This window comes from Mesorhizobium sp. LNHC232B00 (genome assembly GCF_000502435.1).
GTDB lineage: Bacteria > Pseudomonadota > Alphaproteobacteria > Rhizobiales > Rhizobiaceae > Mesorhizobium > Mesorhizobium opportunistum.
This window is the reverse complement of record NZ_AYWP01000010.1, coordinates 70,263-92,566: the sequence shown is the minus strand read 5'-3', so window position 1 is coordinate 92,566 and position 22,304 is coordinate 70,263. Positions and strand designations below refer to the sequence as shown.

General features: G+C 64.3%; 22 protein-coding genes. 10 read left to right on the top strand and 12 right to left on the bottom strand.

The window, feature by feature from the left end:
- Positions 1 to 94: 94 nt before the first annotated feature.
- On the bottom strand, positions 95 to 250 hold the full coding sequence (locus X743_RS1000000170640) for a hypothetical protein (protein WP_023765981.1): 156 nt from the start codon (positions 248 to 250) through the stop codon (positions 95 to 97).
- Between the two features lie 288 nt (positions 251 to 538).
- On the opposite strand from X743_RS1000000170640, the gene X743_RS154295 reads away from it, so the two are divergent.
- Positions 539 to 1,306, top strand: a complete 768-nt coding sequence (locus X743_RS154295; protein ID WP_013892353.1) for an SDR family oxidoreductase — start codon at positions 539 to 541, stop codon at positions 1,304 to 1,306.
- A 63-nt stretch (positions 1,307 to 1,369) separates the two neighbouring features.
- Here the strand turns inward: X743_RS154295 and X743_RS154300 are convergent, their stop codons facing one another.
- From X743_RS154300 to X743_RS154330, 7 genes are all read right to left on the bottom strand, one after another.
- Positions 1,370 to 2,314: an ABC transporter permease gene (locus X743_RS154300; protein WP_023765980.1), complete on the bottom strand. Its 945-nt coding sequence runs from the start codon at positions 2,312 to 2,314 to the stop codon at positions 1,370 to 1,372.
- Positions 2,311 to 3,366 (bottom strand): ABC transporter permease, encoded by a 1,056-nt coding sequence (locus X743_RS154305; protein ID WP_023765979.1) that lies wholly within the window; start codon positions 3,364 to 3,366, stop codon positions 2,311 to 2,313. The genes X743_RS154300 and X743_RS154305 overlap by 4 nt, the downstream gene beginning before the upstream one ends.
- Positions 3,366 to 4,877, bottom strand: coding sequence for an ABC transporter ATP-binding protein (locus tag X743_RS154310; protein WP_084555512.1), 1,512 nt, complete (start codon positions 4,875 to 4,877; stop codon positions 3,366 to 3,368). The genes X743_RS154305 and X743_RS154310 overlap by 1 nt, the downstream gene beginning before the upstream one ends.
- Positions 4,878 to 5,129: 252 nt before the next feature.
- Entirely contained in the window at positions 5,130 to 6,161 is a 1,032-nt protein-coding gene (locus X743_RS154315; protein WP_023765977.1) for a BMP family protein, read from the bottom strand.
- A 151-nt stretch (positions 6,162 to 6,312) separates the two neighbouring features.
- Positions 6,313 to 7,518 (bottom strand): 3-oxoadipyl-CoA thiolase, encoded by a 1,206-nt coding sequence (pcaF, locus tag X743_RS154320; RefSeq protein ID WP_023765976.1) that lies wholly within the window; start codon positions 7,516 to 7,518, stop codon positions 6,313 to 6,315.
- Position 7,519: 1 nt separating this feature from the next.
- Positions 7,520 to 8,326: a CoA-transferase subunit beta gene (locus tag X743_RS154325; protein ID WP_023765975.1), complete on the bottom strand. Its 807-nt coding sequence runs from the start codon at positions 8,324 to 8,326 to the stop codon at positions 7,520 to 7,522.
- Positions 8,323 to 9,180, bottom strand: a complete 858-nt coding sequence (locus X743_RS154330; protein ID WP_023765974.1) for a CoA transferase subunit A — start codon at positions 9,178 to 9,180, stop codon at positions 8,323 to 8,325. Before X743_RS154330 ends, X743_RS154325 begins: the two co-directional genes overlap by 4 nt.
- A gap of 120 nt (positions 9,181 to 9,300) precedes the next feature.
- Between X743_RS154330 and X743_RS154335 the strand changes: the two genes are divergently transcribed.
- Complete coding sequence (locus X743_RS154335; RefSeq protein WP_023765973.1) at positions 9,301 to 10,071, top strand: IclR family transcriptional regulator; 771 nt, start codon at positions 9,301 to 9,303, stop codon at positions 10,069 to 10,071.
- Between the two features lie 216 nt (positions 10,072 to 10,287).
- Here X743_RS154335 and X743_RS154340 read toward each other — a convergent pair whose 3' ends face one another.
- From X743_RS154340 to X743_RS154355, 4 genes are read right to left on the bottom strand one after another with little or no spacing between them, the layout of a single operon-like run.
- The gene (locus X743_RS154340) at positions 10,288 to 11,586 is read right to left on the bottom strand and encodes an FAD-binding oxidoreductase (protein ID WP_023765972.1); all 1,299 of its coding nucleotides are present in this window, start codon (positions 11,584 to 11,586) and stop codon (positions 10,288 to 10,290) included.
- Between the two features lie 2 nt (positions 11,587 to 11,588).
- Positions 11,589 to 12,959: a glutamine synthetase family protein gene (locus X743_RS154345; protein WP_023765971.1), complete on the bottom strand. Its 1,371-nt coding sequence runs from the start codon at positions 12,957 to 12,959 to the stop codon at positions 11,589 to 11,591.
- A gap of 5 nt (positions 12,960 to 12,964) precedes the next feature.
- On the bottom strand, positions 12,965 to 14,248 hold the full coding sequence (locus X743_RS154350; RefSeq protein WP_023765970.1) for a glycosyltransferase: 1,284 nt from the start codon (positions 14,246 to 14,248) through the stop codon (positions 12,965 to 12,967).
- 10 nt (positions 14,249 to 14,258) lie between these two features.
- Positions 14,259 to 15,197 carry a GntR family transcriptional regulator gene (locus X743_RS154355; RefSeq protein WP_023765969.1) on the bottom strand — a complete coding sequence of 313 codons (939 nt, stop codon included), beginning with the start codon at positions 15,195 to 15,197 and terminating at the stop codon, positions 14,259 to 14,261.
- Between the two features lie 251 nt (positions 15,198 to 15,448).
- On the opposite strand from X743_RS154355, the gene X743_RS154360 reads away from it, so the two are divergent.
- The 8 genes from X743_RS154360 to X743_RS154395 all read left to right on the top strand — a co-directional run bounded on the left by X743_RS154360 (position 15,449) and on the right by X743_RS154395 (position 22,287).
- Positions 15,449 to 16,513: a spermidine/putrescine ABC transporter substrate-binding protein gene (locus X743_RS154360; protein ID WP_023765968.1), complete on the top strand. Its 1,065-nt coding sequence runs from the start codon at positions 15,449 to 15,451 to the stop codon at positions 16,511 to 16,513.
- A gap of 226 nt (positions 16,514 to 16,739) precedes the next feature.
- Positions 16,740 to 17,582 carry an ABC transporter permease gene (locus tag X743_RS154365; protein WP_031257755.1) on the top strand — a complete coding sequence of 281 codons (843 nt, stop codon included), beginning with the start codon at positions 16,740 to 16,742 and terminating at the stop codon, positions 17,580 to 17,582.
- 186 nt (positions 17,583 to 17,768) lie between these two features.
- The gene (locus tag X743_RS154370; RefSeq protein WP_023765966.1) at positions 17,769 to 18,560 is read left to right on the top strand and encodes an ABC transporter permease; all 792 of its coding nucleotides are present in this window, start codon (positions 17,769 to 17,771) and stop codon (positions 18,558 to 18,560) included.
- Positions 18,557 to 19,630 (top strand): ABC transporter ATP-binding protein, encoded by a 1,074-nt coding sequence (locus X743_RS154375; RefSeq protein WP_023765965.1) that lies wholly within the window; start codon positions 18,557 to 18,559, stop codon positions 19,628 to 19,630. Before X743_RS154370 ends, X743_RS154375 begins: the two co-directional genes overlap by 4 nt.
- 13 nt (positions 19,631 to 19,643) lie before the next feature.
- A complete protein-coding gene (locus tag X743_RS154380) occupies positions 19,644 to 20,918 on the top strand; it encodes a glycosyltransferase (protein ID WP_023765964.1) in 1,275 nt (424 codons plus the stop codon).
- A 230-nt stretch (positions 20,919 to 21,148) separates the two neighbouring features.
- Positions 21,149 to 21,499: a cupin domain-containing protein gene (locus X743_RS154385; RefSeq protein WP_023765963.1), complete on the top strand. Its 351-nt coding sequence runs from the start codon at positions 21,149 to 21,151 to the stop codon at positions 21,497 to 21,499.
- Between the two features lie 79 nt (positions 21,500 to 21,578).
- Positions 21,579 to 21,920 carry a cupin domain-containing protein gene (locus tag X743_RS154390; protein WP_023765962.1) on the top strand — a complete coding sequence of 114 codons (342 nt, stop codon included), beginning with the start codon at positions 21,579 to 21,581 and terminating at the stop codon, positions 21,918 to 21,920.
- Between the two features lie 22 nt (positions 21,921 to 21,942).
- Positions 21,943 to 22,287: a cupin domain-containing protein gene (locus tag X743_RS154395; RefSeq protein ID WP_013892333.1), complete on the top strand. Its 345-nt coding sequence runs from the start codon at positions 21,943 to 21,945 to the stop codon at positions 22,285 to 22,287.
- The last annotated feature ends 17 nt before the right edge of the window (positions 22,288 to 22,304 follow it).

Here is a 22,304-nt window from a genome sequence, read left to right as displayed (position 1 = left end):
AGCGCGCCGGGAATCCGGTTCATTCAACTCCGATTGCCTGAAAATATGGGGCAACTAGCCCCGTCAGTCTAATGTCTCGGGGCCAGCCTGAAGCTCAGGGAATAAGGCCGAGAACGACCGCCCCAGTGAACACGAACGCAAGGGCAAAGACGAGATAGGCGAAAGCGCCGGCATAGGCCGGGCGAAAGGTCTGGGCATTGGCCACTCTCTGGCCGCTGCTGTCAGTCTGAGCGTTCTGGATATAGGACATATCGACCTCCGTCTCGCCGGTTAATCTATAAAACTTGTAGACTTTGTCGATTGCTATTTTTTGGCCAAAAGCAGAATTATTTTCCTATTTCGGACGACAGATTGGTTGCGGATTGCTGAGAGCGCTCGTCAGCGCGATGGATCGGCGGGGCGTTCGCATTGCCGCGAAGCGACCGAACGGACCTATGTCCTTGTTCCCGCTGTGCCCAATTCGTCCATTGGCCGCCCGCTGCGCGCACGGTAGCATCGCCCGAGCACACGAAGACCATCAACCATGGGGAACTGAAAAATGGGCACGAGACTGGCCGGCAAGGTCGCCATCATTTCGGGCGGCGCCACGGGAATGGGCGGAGCGGCCTCGGAACTATTTGCCGCCGAAGGCGCCAAGGTCGCGATCATCGACCGCAATCGCGAGGCGGCAGCCGCCACAGCGGCCGCGATACGTGCGCGGGGACACATAGCCGAGCATTTCGTCGCCGACGTGTCCGACGAAGCGCAGGTCGAGGCCGCGGTGAAAGGGGCGACCGAAAAGCTCGGCCCCGTCACCGTGCTGTTCAACCACGCCGGCACCATCGTCATCAAACCCTTCCTGGAGACAACGGTCCAGGAATGGGACTGGCTGCACGCCGTCAATGTCCGCTCGATGTTCCTGATGACGCGCGCTGTGCTGCCCGGCATGATCGCGGCCGGCGGCGGCTCGATTGTCTGCACCTCGTCGATCTCGGCGGTGGCCGCGACGCCGATGGAGGTGCTCTACGACACCACCAAGGGCGCCTGCCACATGTTCGCCCGCGCCATCGCCGTCGAATTCCGCGACCGCAACATCCGCTGCAACGCCGTCTGCCCCGGCTTCATCCGCACGCCGCACGGCCTGCGCGAGGTCGCCGATCTCGGCAGGCTCGGCATCGATGTCTCCGACGCCGCCCTGGCCGCGCAGCAGGGCCGGATCGGCGAGCCGGAAGAGGTCGCCAAGGCAGCGCTGTACCTCGCCAGCGACGAATCGAGCTTCGTCAACGGCACGCATCTGTTCGTCGACAATGGTTTTACGGCGATGTGAGGCGACAGCCTGGCGCCCTTCCTCTCCCCCCTCCGGAGGGAGAGGAAAGGACCCCCTACTCGTCTAACGCTCCTCCCTGCGAAACGGCTTCAACAGCGCCGATGGCGCCACCGCGTTGCGTGACATCACGGCCATGGCAACGATGGTGAAGATGAAGGGCAGCATCAGGAACGCTTCGTAGGGGATGTGCCCGAGGCCGCTCGCCTGCATGCGCAGTTGCAAGGCATCGACGAAGGCGAACAGCAGCGCCGCGCCCGCCGAGCGCCACGGATCCCAGCGGCCGAAGACGACCAACGCGATCGCAACCCAGCCGCGTCCGGAGACGACGCCGAAGGTGAAGGCGTTGAACTGCGCCATCGACAGGAAGACGCCGGCCAGTCCCATCAGCGCCCCGCCGAGAATGACCGCCTGGAAGCGGGTGGCAATGACACTGACGCCGGCCGAATCGGCGGCACGCGGGTTCTCGCCGACCATGCGAACTGACAGGCCCCATGGCGTACGGTGGAGCACGAAGGCGGCGAGCGGGATGGCCAAGATCGCCATGTAGACCAGCGCGAACTGGTTGAACACCGCCGGGCCAAGAACCGGTACATCCGACAGCAGCGGGATCGGCAGCGTCTGGAAACCCTTGATGCTGGGCGGTACCGATTGCTGGCCGAAGATCAGCCGGTAGAGGAAATAGGCAAGGCCAGACGAGAACAGCGTGACGCCGATGCCACAGACATGCTGGCTCAAGCCCAGCGCCACAGTGAACAGCGCGTGCAGCGCGCCCATCAGCATGCCCGTCAGCACCGCCACCAGCACGCCGAGCCACAGGCTGCCGCTGAAGCTGGTGGCGGTGAAGCCGGTCATCGCGCAAAGCAGCATGATGCCCTCGATGCCGAGATTGAGCACGCCGGCCCGCTCGGAGAACATTTCGCCGAGCGTCGCAAACGCCAAAGGCGTGGCAATGCGGATGATCGCGGCCAGGAAGCCGACCTGAAAAATCTGTTCGAACACCGCGCTCATCGGACAACTCCGACGCGGCGGATGCGGTAGGCGGTGAACAGCAGCGCCACCAGCATGGCCAGCAGCGCGGTGCCCTGGATGACATCGCTGAGGAAGGCCGGCACGCCGGTCGCGCGCGACATCGCCTCGGCCCCGGTCATCACGGCGGCCAGGAAGATCGCCGCCGGCGCGACGCCGAGCGGGTTGAGCCGCGCCAGCATGGCAACGACGATGCCGGAATAGCCGTAGCCCGGCGAGATGTCGCTCATCACCTGGAAATGCACGCCGCCAACCTCGCCGACGCCGGCGAGCCCGGCCAGCGCACCCGACAGCAGCGCTGTCGAGATCAGTACCCGCTCGACATGGATGCCGCCGTAGCGGGCCGCTTCGGGGTTTTCGCCGGTGACCCGGATGCGGAAGCCGAGCGTCGTGCGCACGATCAGGAACCAGATCAAAGGCGCGGCGATCAGCGCCACGATGACGCCGAGATGCAGCCGCGTGCCCTCTATCAGCACCGGAAAGTTAGCCGAATCCTCGATCGGCGGCGAGATCGGATAGCCGCTGAAACTATCCTTCCACGGCCCTTCGATAAGCGCCATCAGCGCGTAATAGATGACCGAGTTGAGCAGCAGCGAGGAGACGACATCGTCGACCTTGAATTTGACCCGCAGCGTCGCCGGCACCAGCGCGACCGCAGCACCTGCGGCAGCGCCCGCCACCGCCATCAAGACCATGGCGAGTGGCCCCGGCATCGGGATCGCGCCGACGAAGCAGCTGGCGACCGCGCCGGCGAGCAATTGCCCCTCGGCGCCGATGTTCCAGAATTTGGCCCGGAAGGCGACGGCCACAGCCAGCCCGGTGAAGATCATCGGCGCCGCGCGCACCATGGTTTCGGTGATCGCATAGCTGTCGCCGAGCGAGGCGGTGAACATCACGCCATAGGCCTCGATCACGCCGGCACCGGCCAGCGCGATCAGGCCGCTGCACAGGATGAACGTCGCGCCGATCGCCAGCAGCGGCAAGGCGAGGTTGAACCATGCGGGCGTCGAGGTCCGGACTTCCAGGCGAAACATCAGCTATGCCCCTCCGCCCCGGTCATCATCAGCCCAAGCCGCGCGATCGTTGCATCGGCGCTGTCGAGCGTGCCGGCGATGCGGCCCTCATACATCACCGCGATACGGTCGCAGAGCACCAGCAGTTCCTCGAGATCCTCGCCGATGACGATGATGCCGCAGCCCTTGGCCCGCATGTCGAGGAACTTTTCGTGGATGAAACGAGCCGCACCGATGTCGAGGCCGCGTGTCGGCTGCGAAACGATCAAGACCTTCGGGTCGAAGGCGAGCTCGCGCGCCAAAAGCGCCTTCTGCAAATTGCCGCCAGACAGCGCCCCGGCGCGCGTCATCGGCCCAGGACACCTGATATCATAGGCCTTGATCTGGGCTTCGGCGAAGGCGCGGATCGCATCCGGCTTGAGCAGGCCCTTGCTGCTGAACGCCGCCGTGCCGATGCGCGGCAGCACCATGGAATCGGCGAGCGGCAAATTGGTGACCAACCCGGTGGTCATGCGGTCTTCCGGGATGCGGCCGAGACCGAAAGCCTGCACCTCGCGCGGCGAGAACCGCGTGACCTCGCTGCCGGCGATCGTCATCCGGCCGGCGTCGGGCGCGCGCACGCCCGAAATCACCTCGGCCAGCGCCCGCTGGCCATTGCCCGACACGCCGGCGATGCCGAGGATCTCGCCAGCGCGCACAGCAAGCGACACGTCGCGCAGCGCCGTGCCCGAATGCCGCGCGGTGGAAATACCGTCGAGCGTCAGCACCGCAGCACCAGGCGTCGATGGCCCCCGCGCCGGCGGCACGATCTCGTGGCCGCACATCAGTTGCGCCATGGCGGCCGACGTTATGTTGGCGGGATCGTCGACGCGCCCGGCGACACGGCCATGCCGCAGCACCGTGCAGCGGTGAGTGAGCGCGCGCACCTCGTTGAGCTTGTGCGAGATGAAGATGATGCCGAGCCCTTGCGCCGCCATCGAGCGCAGCGCCGAAAACAGCCCGTCGACCTCGCTGGGCGCCAGCACCGCCGTCGGTTCGTCGAGGATCAAAAGCCTGGCGCCGCGAAACAGCGCCTTGACGATTTCGAGCCGCTGCTGCTCGCCGACCGACAGCGCCGAGACCGGCAGGTCGGGATTGAGCGTCAGCCCATGCTGGCGGCCGATTTCGGCGAGCCGCGCCAGCCCGCCGGCGCGGTCGGTCCGCCCCGCCTTGCCGGGAATGCCGATCAGCAGGTTTTCCAGCACCGTCAGCCGTGGCGCGAGGTGAAAATGCTGATGCACCATGCCGATGCCTGAAGCCAGCGCATCGGCCGAACTGGTGATGCGCACCGGCCGGCCCTGGATTAGGATCTCGCCGGCGTCGGGCGCATAGGCGCCGAACAGCACATTCATCAGCGTCGTCTTGCCGGCGCCGTTCTCGCCCAGCAGCCCGAGGATTTCACCAGGCGCGACACTCAAGTCGACAGCCTCGTTCGCCTTGACGGCGCCGAAGCGCTTGGTGATGCCGCGCATTTCGATGAGTGGGGCGGGCAAGGACAAGGATACTCCTGATCAGACTTGGCTTTGTGATCCAGCTTTGATTGATGGGGATGCGCGAGGCGCCCCCCTCTGGCCTGCCGGCCATCTCCCCCTCAAGGGCGGAGATCGGATGTCACTTTCGGCTTTCGCCAATTTTCCACGCCGAATAAGGGTGCCGCCGACAAAGCTGCCAATCTCCCCCCTTGAGGGGGAGATGTCCGGCAGGACAGAGGGGGGCGCCTAGCACCAACCCCTAAAGACCAGAACTCAATCCGAAACCGGCGTGTTCTCGTCCACATCCACCCGGAAATTGCCCTCCAGAATCTCGGCCTTCTTCTTCTCGACCAGATCCTTCACGTCGGCCGGCAGCGTCTTGTCGAACTTGTGATACGGCGCCAGGAACGATCCGCCCTTGGCCATGCGCGAGAAGTCACCATAGTCCTGCGCGGTGAAGACGCCGGCCTTGACCAGCTTGATCGCCTGTTCGACCGTCGGATACATGTCCCAGACCGGGCCGGTGATGACCGTGTCCGGGCCAAGGCTCGACTGGTCGGACATGTTGGAGATGGCGAACACCTTCTTTTCCACAGCCGCTTCGATGACGCCGAAGCGCTCGGCGTAGATGACGTCGGCGCCGGCATCGATCTGCGCGACAGCGGCTTCCTTGGCCTTCGGCGGGTCGAAGAAGGAACCGATGAAGGCGACCTTCTTCTTGATGTTCGGATTGACCTCCTTGGCCCCGGCGAAGAAGGCGTTGACCAGCCGGTTCACCTCCGGGATGCCCATCGCCGCGACGGCGCCGATGGTGCCCGACTTCGACATCTTGCCGGCGATCATGCCTGACAGATAGGCCGGCTCGTGGATCCAGTTGTCGAAGACGCCGAAATTGGGATCGGCGGGGCCGGCGCCCGAGCCGAACAGCCAGGCGGTCTTCGGGAACTGCTTGGCGGTGCGCCGCGATTCACGCTCGGCGGCGAAGGCATCGCCCAGCACCAGCTGATAGCCGCCTTGCGCATATTCGCGCATGACGCGGCTAAAATCGGCGGTCTGCACTTTCTCGGACCATTTGTATTCGATGCCGAGTTCCTTCTCGGCCTTCTGCAAGGCGACATGGATCTGGTTGTCCCATGGCTCCTCGATCGGCGTGGCGAAGATCGCCGCCACCTTCAGTTTCTTGTCCTTGGCGAAGGCGGCACCCGGCAGCATGACCGCGGCCAGGCCAAGCGCGCCGAGCTCAAGCACATTGCGTCGCGACAGACCTTCGCGGGCGGAATGAGATTTGTTCTTCCGGTTATCCATTGCAGTCCCCTCTGTTCGACAACCGTGTCGAGCCGGCCGTTCTAAAAATCAGACGGGCAACTATGGAACGGGTCCGGACTTTTGTCCACATGGTCAAATTTGATGGCGCGCCCAATCCGGTCTTGATTCTGGCCGGCCAAGAAACCTGCGATCAGGCCCGTTCGAGCGCGATGGCGATGCCCTGGCCGACGCCGATGCACATGGTGGCCAGGCCGTAGCGTCCGCCGCGTTCCCGCAGCTCCAGCGCAGCGGTGCCGGAGATGCGGGCGCCCGACATGCCCAGGGGATGGCCGAGCGCGATGGCGCCGCCATTCGGGTTGACGTGCGGTGCATCCTCGGCGATGCCGAGCTGGCGCAATACGGCGATGCCTTGCGAGGCAAAGGCTTCGTTGAGCTCGATGACATCGAACTGTTGCGGCGTCAGGCCGAGCCGCGCGCAAAGCTTCTGCGTTGCTGGCGCCGGGCCGATGCCCATGATGCGTGGTGCCACACCAGCGGCGGCCCCGCCAAGGATGCGGGCGATCGGCGTCAGGCCGTATTTCTTCACGGCGGCCTCGGAGGCGACGATCAGCGCTGCCGCCCCGTCATTGACGCCGGACGCATTGCCGGCCGTCACCGTGCCGCCTTGCCGGAACGGCGTCGGCAATTTGGCCAGCGTCTCCACCGTGGTGCCGGCGCGGGGATGCTCATCCTTCGAGACGACCACCGCATCGCCCTTGCGCTGCGGGATGGTTACCTCCCTGATCTCCTTCGCCAACCGGCCATTGGCCTGTGCGGCGACTGCCTTGTCCTGGCTGCGCACGGCAAAGGCGTCCTGGTCGGCGCGGGAGACGGCGAAGTCTTCCGCCACATTCTCGCCGGTTTCCGGCATGGAATCGACGCCATATTGCTTCTTCATCAGCGGGTTGACGAAGCGCCAGCCGATCGTGGTGTCGTAAATCTCGGCATTGCGCGAAAACGCCGTGTCGGCCTTCGGCATGACGAAGGGTGCGCGGCTCATCGATTCGACACCGCCGGCGATCATCAGCTCCGCCTCGCCGGCCTTGATCGCGCGTGCGGCGATGGTCAGCGCATCCATGCCGGAGCCGCACAGCCGGTTGACGGTCGAGCCCGGGATTTCCTTCGGCAGGCCGGCCAAGAGCAGCGCCATGCGCGCCACGTTGCGGTTATCCTCGCCGGCCTGGTTGGCACAGCCGTAGACGACGTCGTCCATCGCCTGCCAGTCGATGCCGGCGTTACGCTCGACCAGCGCCTTCAGCGGGATGGCGCCGAGATCGTCTGATCGCACCGAGGACAGCGAACCGCCGAAGCGGCCGATCGGCGTGCGGATGTAATCGCAGATATAGGCCTCGGCCATGTCATGCAGTCCTTGTTTTTCCGGTTCCTTCATGCGCCGCCTTGGTGCGGGCCTGCAGGTCGCGCAATGTCTTGAGTTCGAGTTCACTTGGCGGTGGCGTTTCGTCAAGCGCCTCGGCGAACTTAACCACCCAGCCACAGCTCTCCTGCACCTGCTGGCGCGAGACACCCGGATGCAGCGAAACGACGGTGAACTCCTTGGTCACCGGATCGGGCTTCCAGATCGCGAGATCGGTGATCAGCAAGGTTGGCCCAGCCGTGTCGATGCCGAGACGCCTGCGATGATCGCCGCCCTCGCCATGGCCGAAGGAGGTGAAGAAGTCGATCTTTTCGACCATGCCGCGCTTGCTCTGCGCCATGGTGATGTAGATCTCCTTCGACGAGGTCGCGATCTCCGGTGCCCCGCCGCCGCCAGGCAGCCGGGTCTTCGGGTGGAAATAATCGCCGATGACGGTGGTGTTGATGTTGCCGAACTTGTCGAGCTGCGCCGCACCGAGGAAGCCGATCGAGATGCGGCCGCCCTGCAGCCAGTAGCGGAACATTTCCGGCACCGCGACGGTAGTGACCGCGGTCTCGCACAATTCGCCATCGCCGATCGACAGCGGCAGCACATCCGGCGCGGTGCCGATCGTGCCGCTTTCGTAGATCAGCGTGATGTCGGGCGCATGCGTCAGCCGCGCCACATTGCAGGCGGCGGACGGCGCACCGATGCCGACGAAGCAGACATCGTCATTTGTGAGCGCACGGCTGGCGGCAATGGTCATCATCTCGTTGGGGGTGAAGCCCAAGGCCAATGGAGTGTCGCTCATGCCGCTTTCCTCAGATGCTCGACACGTCCAGCAAAATCGTCGGCGCTCTTTTCGATGACGTTCGCCTGCATCCAGGCCTGGAACTTTTCCCGGTCGGCGGCGATCTCGTCCCATTCGAGATAGGCGGCATTGTCGCGCCCATAATAGCCATGCGCGTAGGACGGATGCGAGCCGCCCGGCACGACCGATATCGCCGCGATGGTCCAGCGCGGCAGCACGGTCAGATTGGGGTGCAGGTCGTCGAAATTGTCGACCACCTCCTCCACCGTTACAACCGCACGCCTGGCTGCCAGCACGGCTTCCTTCTGGATGCCGATGATGCCTTCGACCAGCACATTGCCTTTCCGGTCGGCCTTCTGCGCATGGATGAAGGTGACGTCGGGCCGGATCGAGGGAACGGCGGCCAGCACCTCACCTGTGAACGGGCACGTGACGGATTTGATGTTCGGGTTGACCTCCGCAAGGCCCGCGCCGCGATAGCCGCGGAACATCGCGCAGGGCAGACCGGCAGCACCCGCCTCATAGGCATTGGCCATGCCGGCATGACTGTGCTCCTCGACCTCGATGGGTCTCGGAAAACCATTCTCGATGGCATCGCGTACGCGCCGCAGCAGGCCGACGCCGGGATTGCCGACATAGGAGAAGATGATCTTCTTGGCCATGCCCATGCCGATCATCTGGTCGTAGATCAGGTCCGGCGTCATGCGGATCAGGGTCAGGTCGGAAAAACCCTGGCGGATCGCCTCATGCGCCGCCGCCGTCGGGATCAGATGGGTGAAGCCCTCGAAGGCGACGGAGTCGCCATTGTTGAGGTTCTCCGCAATGGCCCGTTTGAGCGGCAGGAACTTGACCATCGCATCGGCTCCACGTACAAAAAGTTCGTATTGCGAACATATGTTTAATATGTGATACTTTTTAAGCTGGTCGAAGACGCGGAGTCAATCCCGGCAGCGGTACCCTTCCATGGAGGCCCGATGGACGAAGAGACCGTTTCCCGTGACCATGTCGGCTCGCTCGAGCGCGGCCTCGCCGTCATGGAAATCCTGGCGCGTCACCCCCAGGGCATGACGCTGACCGAAATGGCGGAGGAGGCCGGCCTGACCCGTGCCGGCGCCCGCCGCTTCCTGCTGACGCTGGTTGCGACCGGCTACGCCACCCAGGATGGCCGCGTGTTCTCGCTGTCGCCGCGCCTGCTGACCGTCGCCCGCACCTGGCTCGGCGGCGGCTCGCTGTGGAGCTTCGCCGCGCCCATCATGCGCGCTGTTGCGACACAGCTGAACGAGGCCTGCTCGGCGGCGATCCTGTCGGGCCCGGACGTCGTCTATGTCGCCCGCATTCCCGGCCGCCGCATCCTCAGCGTGTCGCTCGATGTCGGCACCAGGCTGCCGGCCTATTGCACCTCGATGGGACGCATCCTGCTGGGCGGCCTGACACCAGGGGAATTGGACGCGTTCCTCCGCCAGGCGACCGTCGAGAGACGCACGCCGAAGACGATCACCGACAAGAAATTGCTGGTCGAGGCCATCGGCAAGGCGAAGGCCGAGGGCTTTGCCATCGTCGACGAGGAACTGGAACTCGGCCTGCGCTCGATAGCCGTGCCGATCCGCGACCGCTCAGGGAGCACGGTCGCGGCGATCAACGTCTCGACGCAATCGGCGCGGTTTTCTGTCGCGGAGATGGAGCGGGAAATCCTGCCGGCGCTGCTTGAGGCCAGAAAGCGGATTGAGGATTTTTTCGTCGTTTAAGAGGACTTGCCAACCTTCAACGTCGGCGGGACAGCACCCCCCTCTGGCCTGCCGGCCATCTCCTCGGCAAGGAGGGAGATCAGTTGTTATCTCGGGTTTCGCCAATCTACACTGTTGTAAGGTGAGCGCAGCGCCGAACCTGCCAATCTCCCCCTTTGCGGGGGAGATGTCCGGCAGGACAGAGGGGGGTGCTGGCCCGCCGACATTTCACAACCCTCAATGCTTGATACGGTCCCGCATCGCGTACCACAGCATGCCCAGCACATAGAGCGGCCCGCGCAGCGCCGTGCCGCCGGGGAACGGCATCGGGGTCAGCGTCGAGAACAAATCGAGCCGTGACACGTCGCCGGTGATCGCTTCGGCGAGCAGCTTGCCCGACAGCGTCGACAAGATGACGCCCTTGCCGGAATAGCCGTGGGCGAAATAGACCTCGCCATAGTGCCCGACATGCGGCAGTCGCGATGTGGTCACCGACACCAGCCCGCCCCAGGCATGATCGATGCGAACGTCCTTGAGCTGCGGGAACGTGGCTTCCATGTGCGGCCGTACGAAGCCGGCAATATCGGCCGGCGGCGATGGCGTGTAGCGCTCGCCGCCGCCGAACAGCAACCGCCCATCCGCCGACATGCGGTAGTAGTTGACGACGAAGCGCGTGTCGGACACCGCGACATTGGCCGGGATGACGTTGCGCGCGCCTTCCAGCGGCTCGGTGGCGACGATGTAGTTTCCGACAGGCATGATGCGGCTGTTGACGCGCGGCTCCAGCCCGTTGAGCAGCGCATCGCCCGCCAGCACGACATGCTTGGCCCGCACCGATCCCTTCGATGTCGAGACCCGGATCGAAGGTTCGCGCTCCAGCTTCACGGCCACCGAATTCTCATGGATGACGACGCCGGCGGCCAGGGCTGCGCGGGCAAGGCCGAGCGTGTAGTTCAGCGGATGCATGTGGCCGCCGAGCGGCTCGTACATCGCGCCGTGATAGGGCGTGTCGACCTTGGCCCGGGCCTCCGCAGCCGACAGGATCTCGACGTCGCGGAACTTCATCACACTGTCGAGGCACTTGGCTTCTTCTTCCAGATCCCTGAGGTCGGAACCGTTGACCGCGCCGACCAGATGGCCGGTCAGCCTGAGATCGCAGTCGATGGCATGGCGCTCGATTATGTCGAGCACCAGGCCGCGCGCCTCGAAGGCGAGATCGAACAGCACCTTTGCCCGCTCAGCCCCGTAGAGCTTGACCAGCCCCTTGGCACCCTTGCGCAGGCCCGGAATCATCTGGCCGCCATTGCGGCCAGACGCGCCCCAGCCGATCTTGCCGCCTTCGAGCAGCACCACCTTCAGGCCGCGCTCGGCGGCGTGAAGGGCCGCCGACAGGCCCGTGCAGCCGCCGCCGACGACCACCAGATCGGCTTCGACATCGCCGACCAGAGCCGGATGGTCCGGCGCCGGATTGGCGGTGGCGACATAATAGGATTGGCCGATATCGAGGCCGGAATTGAAACCCGTTGAAGATGCCATGATCACACCTTCAGCAGCAGGTGGTCGCGTTCCCAGCTCGTCACCACGCCCTGGAACAGGTCGAGCTCGACACTCTTGACGCGCAGATAGGTCTGGAAGAAATCCTCGCCGAGCAATTTCCGCACCGGCTCACAGGCCTCGAAACGATCCAGCGCCTCCTCCATGGTCTTCGGCAGGGTACTTTTGATCTTGTAGGCATTGCCCGACGCTTCGGCCGAGCGCGCCAGTTTCTGTTCGATGCCGAGATAGCCGGCAAGCAGCGAACCGGCGATCGCAAGATAGGGATTGGAATCGGCACCCGGCAAGCGGTTCTCCACCCGCCGCGCCGCGCGCCCGCCGGCCGGCACGCGTAGGCCGCAGGAGCGGTTGTCGTGCGACCACTCGATGTTGGCCGGCGCGCTGTGGTTTGGCCTTATGCGGCGGAATGAATTCACGTTGGGCGCAAACAGCGGCATGATCTCCGGCACGTATCTCTGCAGCCCACCGATGAAATGGCCGAACATCTCGGTATCGGCATCGTCATTGCCGGCAAACAGCGTGTTGCCGGCCTCGGCGATGACGGACATGTGCAGATGCATCGAGCTGCCCGCCTGCGCCGCGATCGGCTTGGCCATGAAGGTGGCGTGCATGCCGCATTGCTGCGCCGCCTGGCGCGTCAGCCGCTTGAACAAAAGCACCTTGTCGGCCAGCGGCAGTGCGTCGCCATGCAGGAAGTTGATCTCCAGCTGTGCCGTGCCCGATTCATGGATCAGCGTGTCGAGCGGCAGTCCGGCGGCCGCCGCATGATCGTAGATGCGGCGGATCACCGGCTCGAACTCCTCGAGCGCGGCCATGTCATAGGGATGCTGCACGCCCTCCGCGCGGCCATTGCTGCCGATCGGGGCGGTCAGCGGCTTGTCCGGATCGGGGTTGGGCGCGGTGAGATAGAATTCAAGCTCCGGCGCCACCACCGCGCGCCAGCCGCGCTGGCGGTAGAGGTCGATAACGGCGCGCAGGACATGGCGCGGCGAGGCCATCCATGGCCTGCCGTCCATGTGGAAGGCATCGGCGAAAACATAGGCCTTTCCCGCGGCGGCGCCGGGCGCCAGGCTGAGCGTCGAGACGTCGGGCACCATGCGCATGTCCGGGTCCGAATAGGCAAAACCCTCGTCGATCGAGCCGGAATAGCGGCCGTCGATGCTGACCAGAAAGGCGCTGCTCGGCAGATAGAGAGCGCGGTCTTCCAACGCCTTGAGGAACTTCGCAGTCGGCAGGGCCTTGCCGCGCAGCACGCCGTTCATGTCGGGCACCAGGCATTCGACCTCATTGATGCCGTGCTGGGCCAGCCAGGCCTTGGGATCGTTTGTCGCGGTATTCGTGTTCTTGTCAGGCATTTCGTTCATGTCCGTATCAGGGAGAGTATGGCTTGCGCGGCCACGTCCGTTCCGGGTTTCAGGGCCATCTGGGCTGCATTCCCCTTCAGGCGGGCGCGCATGGCGTCATCGGCCAGCAGGCCGAGAATGGCTTTCTCCAATACTCCTTCGGTCCAGCCGTCACGGCCTATATGGTCGCCGGTGCCGGTCTCCTCGGCGCGGCGCGCATTGTCGTGTCCGTCCCAGCAATAGGGCATGATCAGCGACGGCACGCCGAAGCGCAGCGCCTCGCAAAAGCTGTTGTTGCCGCCGTGGTGGATGAACAGGTCGGACTTCGCCACCACCGAGGGCTGCGGAAACCAGGCGTCGAGATAGACATTGTCCGGCACCGCGCGATAGGCGTCGCGCAACCCGCCGACATTGACGATGAAGCGCGTCGGCAGCCTGTCGAACACGGCGAGCATCCGCTCGATCAGCCCGACATCCATGGCGCCGAGGCTGCCGAAGCTGACATAGACCAGCGGCCCCTTGTTGCGCGGGAACACCGGCACCTCGAACGGCCCTTCCGAACGCACGCAACCTTCGAGATAGACGAAGCGCTCCGGATCGAGCGGCGCGGCGCGCTCGCGGCGCACGATTGCCGGCGTTAGCAGCAGATTGAGGTCGGGCGACGTCTCCAGGAACAGGCCTTTCGGCAGCGGCGCCAGGCCGGCATCCACGCGAAAACGGTTGAACCGATCATGCGCCGGCGCCGAGGCGGCGAGATAGCGAGCCTCGAACGCCGCGCGTTGCGGGTCATCGGCACCCATTCCCGAAAGGTAGGGCGGCACTTCAGCGTCCGGCAGTTCCGTCTCGGCGCAGGAGACGACACGCACCCATGGACAACCGGGGGCGGCAATGGCCGGGAACATGATGACATTGTCGAGCACGATCGCATCCGGCTTCAGCCGCCCCAGCAATTGGCGCAAAGGCGCCTCGGCATTGACAGCGGTGTCGACGATCGCCTGCCATGTCGGCGCGACATAGGTTTCGAGCTGGTCGATCGGGCTCAGCCGGAAATGCGGCAGGTGCCGGCGCACGAAAGCCTGCCAGTAGCTCTGGCGCTCGCTGTCGCTCAGCGGCTCGTCGGTCGGCAGCTGGTATTCCTGGAAACCATAGTCGGCAAAGACGCCGGAGAAGCCGGCATGGCAGATAAAGACGGGCCGGGCACCCTTGGCGCGCAACGCCTGCGCGATACCGACGCAATTCAATGCCGCGCCGAAGCTTGCTTCGGGAAACAGCGCGATGGTCGGGCTGGCTTTACGCGTCAATTAATCCTCGTCATTCCGGCCGGCTGATCATGCCGAACAGCGCGGGCGCCCCGCGGCTGGCCGCTTGCGGTCGCTGGTTGCGGGAAAGCCGCAGGTGAATGCGAAGCAGATCGGCAGCCACCTCATACTGCCGGCTTTCGAGATGGTCGAGTATGTTCAAATGTTCCAGCAGCGATTGCCGCAGCCTGAACACGTTGACGCCGGCATAGATGCCGGGCAGCCGGCGCAGCCTGAGATGATCGGCCAGTGCATCGGCGACGAAGCGGTTGGCGCTGCCCTCGGCGATCATGCCATGGAAATCGATGTCCAGCCGCTGGAACTCGCGCGTATCGAACGTGGCATCCGGCAGCGCCGACAGCGCGTCCATGCCTTGGCGTAACGCCGCCGCCCGCGCGCCATCCAGCCGAAAGCCGGGCGTCAGGATCGCCGCCGGCTCCAGCAGCAAGCGGAACTCGTAGCTTTCGCCTTGCGCCTCCGGATCATCAGGCGTGCGGCGGAAAAGCCAGGACTGGCCCGGCGCACGATCGAGCAGATTCTCTTCCGTCAGTTTATTAAGCGCTTTTAGTACCGTCTTTCTCTCGGCGCTGTACCGTCGCATCAACCCGGCGGCGGTCACCGTCTGGTCCAGCCTGCGCGCTGACCGGTCGCGCAGGATCGCCTCGGCGAGTTCGTCTTCCTCGGTAATGGGCAGTTCGGCCGATATGGCCGGCTGCGCGGCGAGGTCTACGGCCAGATGATAGCCTGTATCCGCCTCCCAGCGCACGACACCCCGCTCCGCGAGCAGGCTGAGCGCCGCCCTTACCGGCGTGCGCGAGACATTGCACAGCGAGGCGATCTGCTGCTCGGGCAGGCGGGCGCCCGGCCCAAAGCCGCGCTGGCGCGCCACATCCAGGATGCGCTGCGCCAGGTCGAGATGGTTGGTGCGAGGTCGTCGGGCTGCGGCTTGCATGACAGTTCTCGTTGGGCGGACGTGACTTGCATGATTTGACCGATCGGCTTCCCGGACGCAATCGGCTGGATTGCTCGGTCGCCCAGATTCCTCGGTCACTTGTCAAATTATGGATTGACGTACTTTTTTCTGCAATAGTACTGTGCGGACAATCGGCAGGAAAAAGACCGAGGGAACAGGATCGGAGCCGCGAGACAGATCGCGCCGGGTCCAACACAGAATTCGACGATCAACCCGAATGGGAGTCTGCCATGACCGCTACCAGCCCGCGGCGCCGTGCGCTCAAGGTCTCTTCAATCGCTCTCGGCCTCGCCATGGCGCTGTCGGCGCCGGCTGTCGCCGCCGACCTCGTCATTTCCAACTGGGACGGCTACATGGCGCCCGATGCCATGGCCGCCTTCAAGACCGCGACCGGCGTTTCCGGCGAAGTGGTGGTGCACGCCACCAATGAAGAAATCATGGGCAAGCTGATTGCCGCCGGCGGCAAGGGCTATGACGTGGTCTTCGTCTCCTCGCCCTTCGCCGAAGTGCTGAACAAGCTTGGCCTGACCGAGCCGATGGACCATGCCAAGATCCCCAACCTCGCCAACCTCTACCCGGAAGCGACCAAGCTGCCGCACGATGTCGGCAACACTTTCTCCGTGCCTTACACCTGGGGCACCACGGGCCTTTGCTACCGCTCCGACCTGGTGAAGACCGCGCCCACGAGCTGGAGCGACCTGTTGGCGCCCTCCGATGCTTTGAAGGGCAAGACCACCATGCTGGCGACCGATCGTTGGCTGCTCGCCGCCGGCCAGCTCGACAAGGGGTTTTCCGTCAACGAGACCGACCCGGCCAAGATGGCCGAGGTCAAGGACCTCTTGATCTCGGCCAAGAAGACCCTGCTCGCCTATGACGACACCACCTTCTATTCCAAGCTGGTGTCCGGCGAGGCCTTGATGGTGCAGGCCTGGGACGGCTGGTGCAACTACGGCATCGCCGACAAGCCCGAGATCAAATACGTCATTCCCAAGGAAGGCTCGGACCTCTGGGTCGACACGATGGTGGTGATGAAGGCTTCCGCCAACAAGGACGCCGCCTTCCAGTTCATCAACTTCATGCTCGACGCCAAGAACCACGCCTGGGCGGCGCAGAACATCGACTACAAGGTGCCGAACAAGCCGGCGATGGAGAGCCTGCCGGCCGACTTCCTGGCGAAGTTCCCGAACATGGCGATGCCGGTGGCCGACCTCGTCAAGTTCGAGCAGCTGCGTGACGTCGGCGAAGCCCAGCGCGACTATTCCAAGATCGTCAGCGAGATCAAGGCCGCGCAGTAGGCGTTAGTCTTGAATTAAGCGTGCGTTCCGTGGCGCCCCCCTCTGGCCTGCCGGCCATCTCCCCCTCAAGGGGGGAGATCAGCAGTTCTGATGTTCCGCTCGCCCTTAAGCATTGGAGATTGACGAAGGCGATGCCACAGCCAATCTCCCCCCTTGAGGGGGAGATGCCCGGCAGGGCAGAGGGGGGCGCTTCGTGAAACACCTCCCCTCCCGCAGCGCCCTCCTGATGACGCCGGCGCTGGTCTGGCTGACCGCGCTGATGGTGATTCCCTGCGCGCTGGTGCTGGCGCTCGCCTTCTTCCGGCGCGGTATCTATGGCGGCATCGACTACACTTTCACGCTGGAGAATTTCGGGCTGGTCTTCGACCCGCTCTATGCCGGCATCTTCCTCAAATCGGCGCGCATCGCCGGGACCGCGACCCTCATCGCGGTGGTGATCGGCTATGCCGCCGCCTACGCGATCGCGGCCGCGCCGCGCCGGTGGCAGCCAGTGTTCCTGTTCTTCGCCGTGCTGCCGTTCTGGTCCAACTATCTGATCCGCACCTATGCCTGGATCGTCCTGCTCAACCGCGAAGGGTTGATCACGCAGCTCTTGCGCTGGTTCGGCTACACCGGCGAGCCGCCATCGATGCTCTACACCGAAGGCGCCGTCATCGCCGGCCTGGTCTACAACTATTTGCCCTTCGTCATCCTCGCCTGCTACGCGCCGCTGTCGCGCCTCAACCCGGAACTCGCCGAGGCCTCGCGCGATCTTGGCGCTTCCGCCATGACCACATTCCGCCGTGTCATCCTGCCGCTGACCTTGCCCGGCATCGCCGCCGGCGCGGTCTTCGTCTTCGTGCTTTCGATCGGCAATTTCGTCACCCCGGCTCTGCTCGGCGGCGGCCGCTTCCAGATGATCGGCAACCTCGTCTACGACCAGTTCCTGACCGCCAATGACTGGCCCTTCGGCGCGGCGTTGGCCATGGCGCTGATCGCCATCATGCTGCTGGTGCTGATGGTGCAAGCGATCGCTGCCAATCGCGCTTCGGGGCGTGCGGCTGAGGCGAAAGGCAATTCCGATGGCTGAGCGCGGCGCAATCCTTGCCTTCTCCCCGTTTACGGGGAGAAGGTGCCCCGAAGGGGCGGATGAGGGGTGGCGCCAGTCTTTGCCATGCTCAGCGCTGCCCCTCATCTGCCTGCCGGCATCTTCTCCCCGTGAACGGGGAGAAGGACGCAGCTCGTTCACTCGACTCCAAGCAACCGGAGGTACGAGATGAATCAATCCTTTACTCGCACTCTCAGCATGCGGACGGTCCTCGTTCTCGTCTTCGCCTTCCTCTACATCCCGATCGCCGTCCTGGTAGCGCTGTCCTTCAACGAGGGCGGTCTGCCGACGGCATGGTCGGGCTTTTCGCTGAAATGGTATGTCTCGCTGTCCGGCAATTCCGCGATCCTGTCCGCCGCGCTCAACACGCTGATCGTGGCGCTGGTCTCGACAGCCATCGCCACCTTGCTCGGCACGCTGCTGGCGATCGGCGTCGAGATGCGCCGGCAATATGGCAAGGGGCTCGAAGCGCTGATCTTCGCACCGATGATCATCCCCGACATCGTGCTCGCGATCGCGCTGCTGTCGTTCTTTTCCATGCTCAACCTGACCATGGGCCTGCACACCATCATCCTCGCCCATGTCGTCTTCAACCTCGCCTTCGTCTGCTCCGTGGTACGGGCAAGACTGAAGAGTTTCGACTGGTCGATCGTCGAAGCCTCAGCCGACCTCGGGGCCTCCGCGCTCACCACCTTCCGGCGCGTGACCTTGCCGGTCATCCTGCCGGCGGTGGTCGCCGGAGCCCTGCTTGCCTTCACGCTGTCGGTCGACGAGTTCATCATCGCCTTCTTCACCGCCGGAGCCGGACGCGCCTCGACGACATTGCCAATGCAGATCTACGCCATGATTCGCTTCGGCATCACGCCGGAGATCAACGCGCTGGCCACCATCGTCATGGCGGTCTCGATCACCGCGCTCACCCTGTCGCAGCGGCTCAACCGTGGGATTATCGGCCAATGAGCGAACCGCGCACGCTGTTGGCCATCGATCATGTGTCGAAGAATTTTGGCCGCGTCACCGCCGTCGATGGCATCTCGCTCGATATCCGCGAGAACGAGTTCTTCGCGCTGCTCGGGCCCTCCGGCTGCGGCAAGACCACGCTGCTACGCATGCTGGCCGGCTTCGAGACGCCAAATGGCGGCCGTATCCTGCTCGACGGCCGCGACATTGTCCGCACCCCACCCAACAAGCGGCCGGTCAACCTGATGTTCCAGTCCTACGCGCTGTTCCCGCACATGAGTGTTCGGGCCAATGTGTCCTATGGCCTGGAGATGGAGCGTTTGCCGGCTGGAGAAATCCGCTCCCGGGTCGACGCCATTCTGGCAACCACCGAACTCGTCCCCTTCGCCGACCGCAAGCCGGAGCAATTGTCCGGCGGCCAGAAGCAGCGCGTCGCGCTCGCCCGTGCCCTGGTCAAGCGGCCAAGGCTGCTGCTGCTCGACGAGCCGCTCGGCGCGCTCGACAAGAAGCTGCGCGGCGCCATGCAATTGGAATTGAAGCGCCTGCAGCACGAGGTCGGCATCACTTTCGTCATCGTCACCCACGACCAGGAGGAATCGCTTGTCATGGCCGACCGCATGGCGGTGCTGAAGGACGGCAAGCTGCTGCAATGCGACACGCCGCATACGATCTACGAGCATCCGGCGGATCGCTTCGTCGCCGATTTCATCGGCGTGATGAATTTCGTGCCGGGCAAGGCCGCCGCCGACGGCGTGATGGCCGCGAATGGTTCGCGCATCGCCGGCAAACTTCCGGCAGCGCTTTCGACCGGTGCATCGGCGGTGGCCTCGGTGCGGCCCGAACGCATCCGACTGTTCCCGTCAGCAGACACCGCCAACCGCACCACCGGAACGGTCGAGGCGCTGGCCTATCAAGGGCTCGACTTGCAGCTGCATGTCCGCACGCCGCTGTCGTCCAAACCGTTCCTGGTGCGTGTCACCGCAGACGCCGCCGATCGCCGGCCGGTTTCGTCAGGCGACCAGGTCGAACTCGGCTGGGACGCCGCCGACGTCAGAATTTTTGCAGAATAACAGGAGAAGCCTGATGGCGCAGAAGACGATCGCGTTTTTTCCAGAAGCCGCCTACGGCCCGGCGCTCAATTCCGTCGGCATCGCGCAAGCCGTCGAGGCGCGCGGCCACAGAGCCGTGTTCCTGTCCGATCCCGGCTTCGTCGACGTCTACAAGGGCTACGGCTTCGAGGCGCATCCGGTGAACCTGTCCGAGCCGATGCCGCCAGAGCAGATGGCGAAATTCTGGGAGGATTTCATCAACGGCCACATCCCGAATTTCCGCAAATCGCCCTACGACCAGGTCGACAATTACGTCAAGGATTGCTGGACCGCGATCGTCGACAGCGCCAAATGGGCGCAGAAGGACCTGCCGCGCGTCCTGGCTGAGATCAAGCCTGATGTCATCTGCGTCGACAACGTCATCCTGTTCCCGGCGATCAAGCAGTACGGCAGGCCGTGGGTGCGGGTCATCTCCTGTTCGGAAAACGAGATCGAGGACGAGGACATCCCGCCCCATCTCTCAGGCTGCGGCGAGAACGACCATGCCGGACACCAGCGCTACCGCGATCATTTCAACGCGGTGATCAAGCCGATCCATGACGACTTCAACGCCTTCCTCACCGCCAACAACGAGGCGCCCTATCCGATCGGCCAGTTCTTCGAGGCCTCGCCCCATCTGAACCTGCTGCTTTATCCCGAGGCGGCCAAGTTCAGGCGCCGCCATCCGCTCGACCCGGTGAAATTCCAGTATCTCGAAGGCTGCGTGCGCCAGGAGAAGCCCTATACGGTGCCGACCTTCGCGAAGAACAATGACGGGCCGCTGCTCTACGTCTCCTTCGGCAGCCTCGGCGCCGGCGATGTCGAGCTGTTGAAGCGCATCATCGCGACGCTGGGCAACACACGCTACCGCGCGCTGGTCAATGTCGGCGGCTACAAGGACCAGTACACGGACGTGCCCGGCAACGTCATCGTCGACAGCTGGTTTCCGCAGCCCTCGGTCATCCCGCAGGTCGATGCCGTTATTCACCATGGCGGCAACAACTCGTTCACCGAGTGCCTCTATTTCGGCAGACCGGCGATCATCATGCCTTATGTCTGGGACGGCCACGACAACGCCACCCGCGTCGAGGAAACCGGCCACGGCTTCGGCATGCCGCGCTACGACTGGACCCATGCGGAGCTGGTCGCAAAGATCGAGGCTTGCCTGACCGATCCGGCCATGAAAGCGAAGCTGGCGAAAACATCCACGCAGATGCACGCGCAGAACGGGCCTGAGAAGGCGGCGGGGTTGCTGGAGGCGCTGCTGTGATCGAGATGATTGATATGCCGAGCCAAGGCGCCCCCCTCTGGCCTGCCGGCCATCTCCCCCTCAAGGGGGGAGATCGGCTGTCACCATTGGTTTCGCCAATCACGAAGGTCGTAAGGAATGCGCCGCCGCAGAAACTGCCAATCTCCCCCCTTGAGGGGGGAGATGTCCGGCAGGACAGAGGGGGGCCTCGTAGAGCGGCAACGGATCGCGTTTGATTATGGAGCACAGCCATGACCTCCTCCGCCCCGCACCTCCACCAAGCCTCCACCCGGACCGACCTCGTCGACTGGGGCATTCAGTCGGATGCGCTGGCAGGCACTTCGCACTCCACCGGCAAACTCCTGCACAAGGGGCCCAACAACCAGCCGGAATCCGGCATCTGGGTGTGCACGCCTGGCCGCTGGCGGCTCTCGATCCCGCGCGACGAATTGTGCCATTTCGTCGCCGGCCACGCGACCTACCGCTCGGATGTCGGCGAAATGATAGAAGTCTCGGCCGGGACCGTGGTCATGTTCCCCGCCGGCTGGACGGGCGAATGCACGGTGCATGAGACCATGCGCAACGTCTACATGCTGGCGTGAAAGCATGATCCCGAAAAGTGGGAACCGGTTTTCGGACAAGATCATGCTCAAGCAAGAATCCGCTGCACAGGAGCAAGACATGCCGACACCGCATTGGCCGAAGGCCTCGACCGTGGAACTGGAGGATTGGGGCGCGGGCACCAACACGCTTGCCGGCGCGCCACGCGCGTCGGGCAGGATCCTGTCGCAAAACCCGGACGGTTCGAGCGAATGCGGCCTGTGGTCGTGCACGCCGGGCACCCGCAAGGTGACCTTTGCGTCGGACGAGTTCTGCCACTTCCTGTCGGGGCACGGCACCTACGTCCATGAGAACGGCGAACAGATTCCGGTCGAGGCCGGCACACTGGTGTTCTTTCCCTCCGGCTGGGCCGGCATTTCCATCATCACCCAAACGTTGACCAAGGCTTTCATGTGCCGCTGAGCACTCTTTCGAGGACATCCCTATGACCACGCCAATCATGCAATCGCCGCTCGCCGTCACCGACCTCGTCGACTGGGGCGTCATCCCGACCATGATCGAGGGGCAATCCCACACCTCGGGCAAGCTGCTCTACAAAGGGCCGGAAGGCCGCTCCGAATGCGGTCTATGGGTCTGCACACCAGGCAAATGGCACTGCCATGTGACCCGCGACGAATTCTGCCACTTCCTCGAAGGAAGCTGCACCTATGTGCATGAATCCGGCGAGGTCATCGAGATCGAGCCGGACACGGCCGCCTTCTTCCCGCAGGACTGGAAGGGCGTCTGCACCGTCCATGAGACGATCAAGAAGGTCTACATGATCCGCTGATCGGATCCGAGAGGATG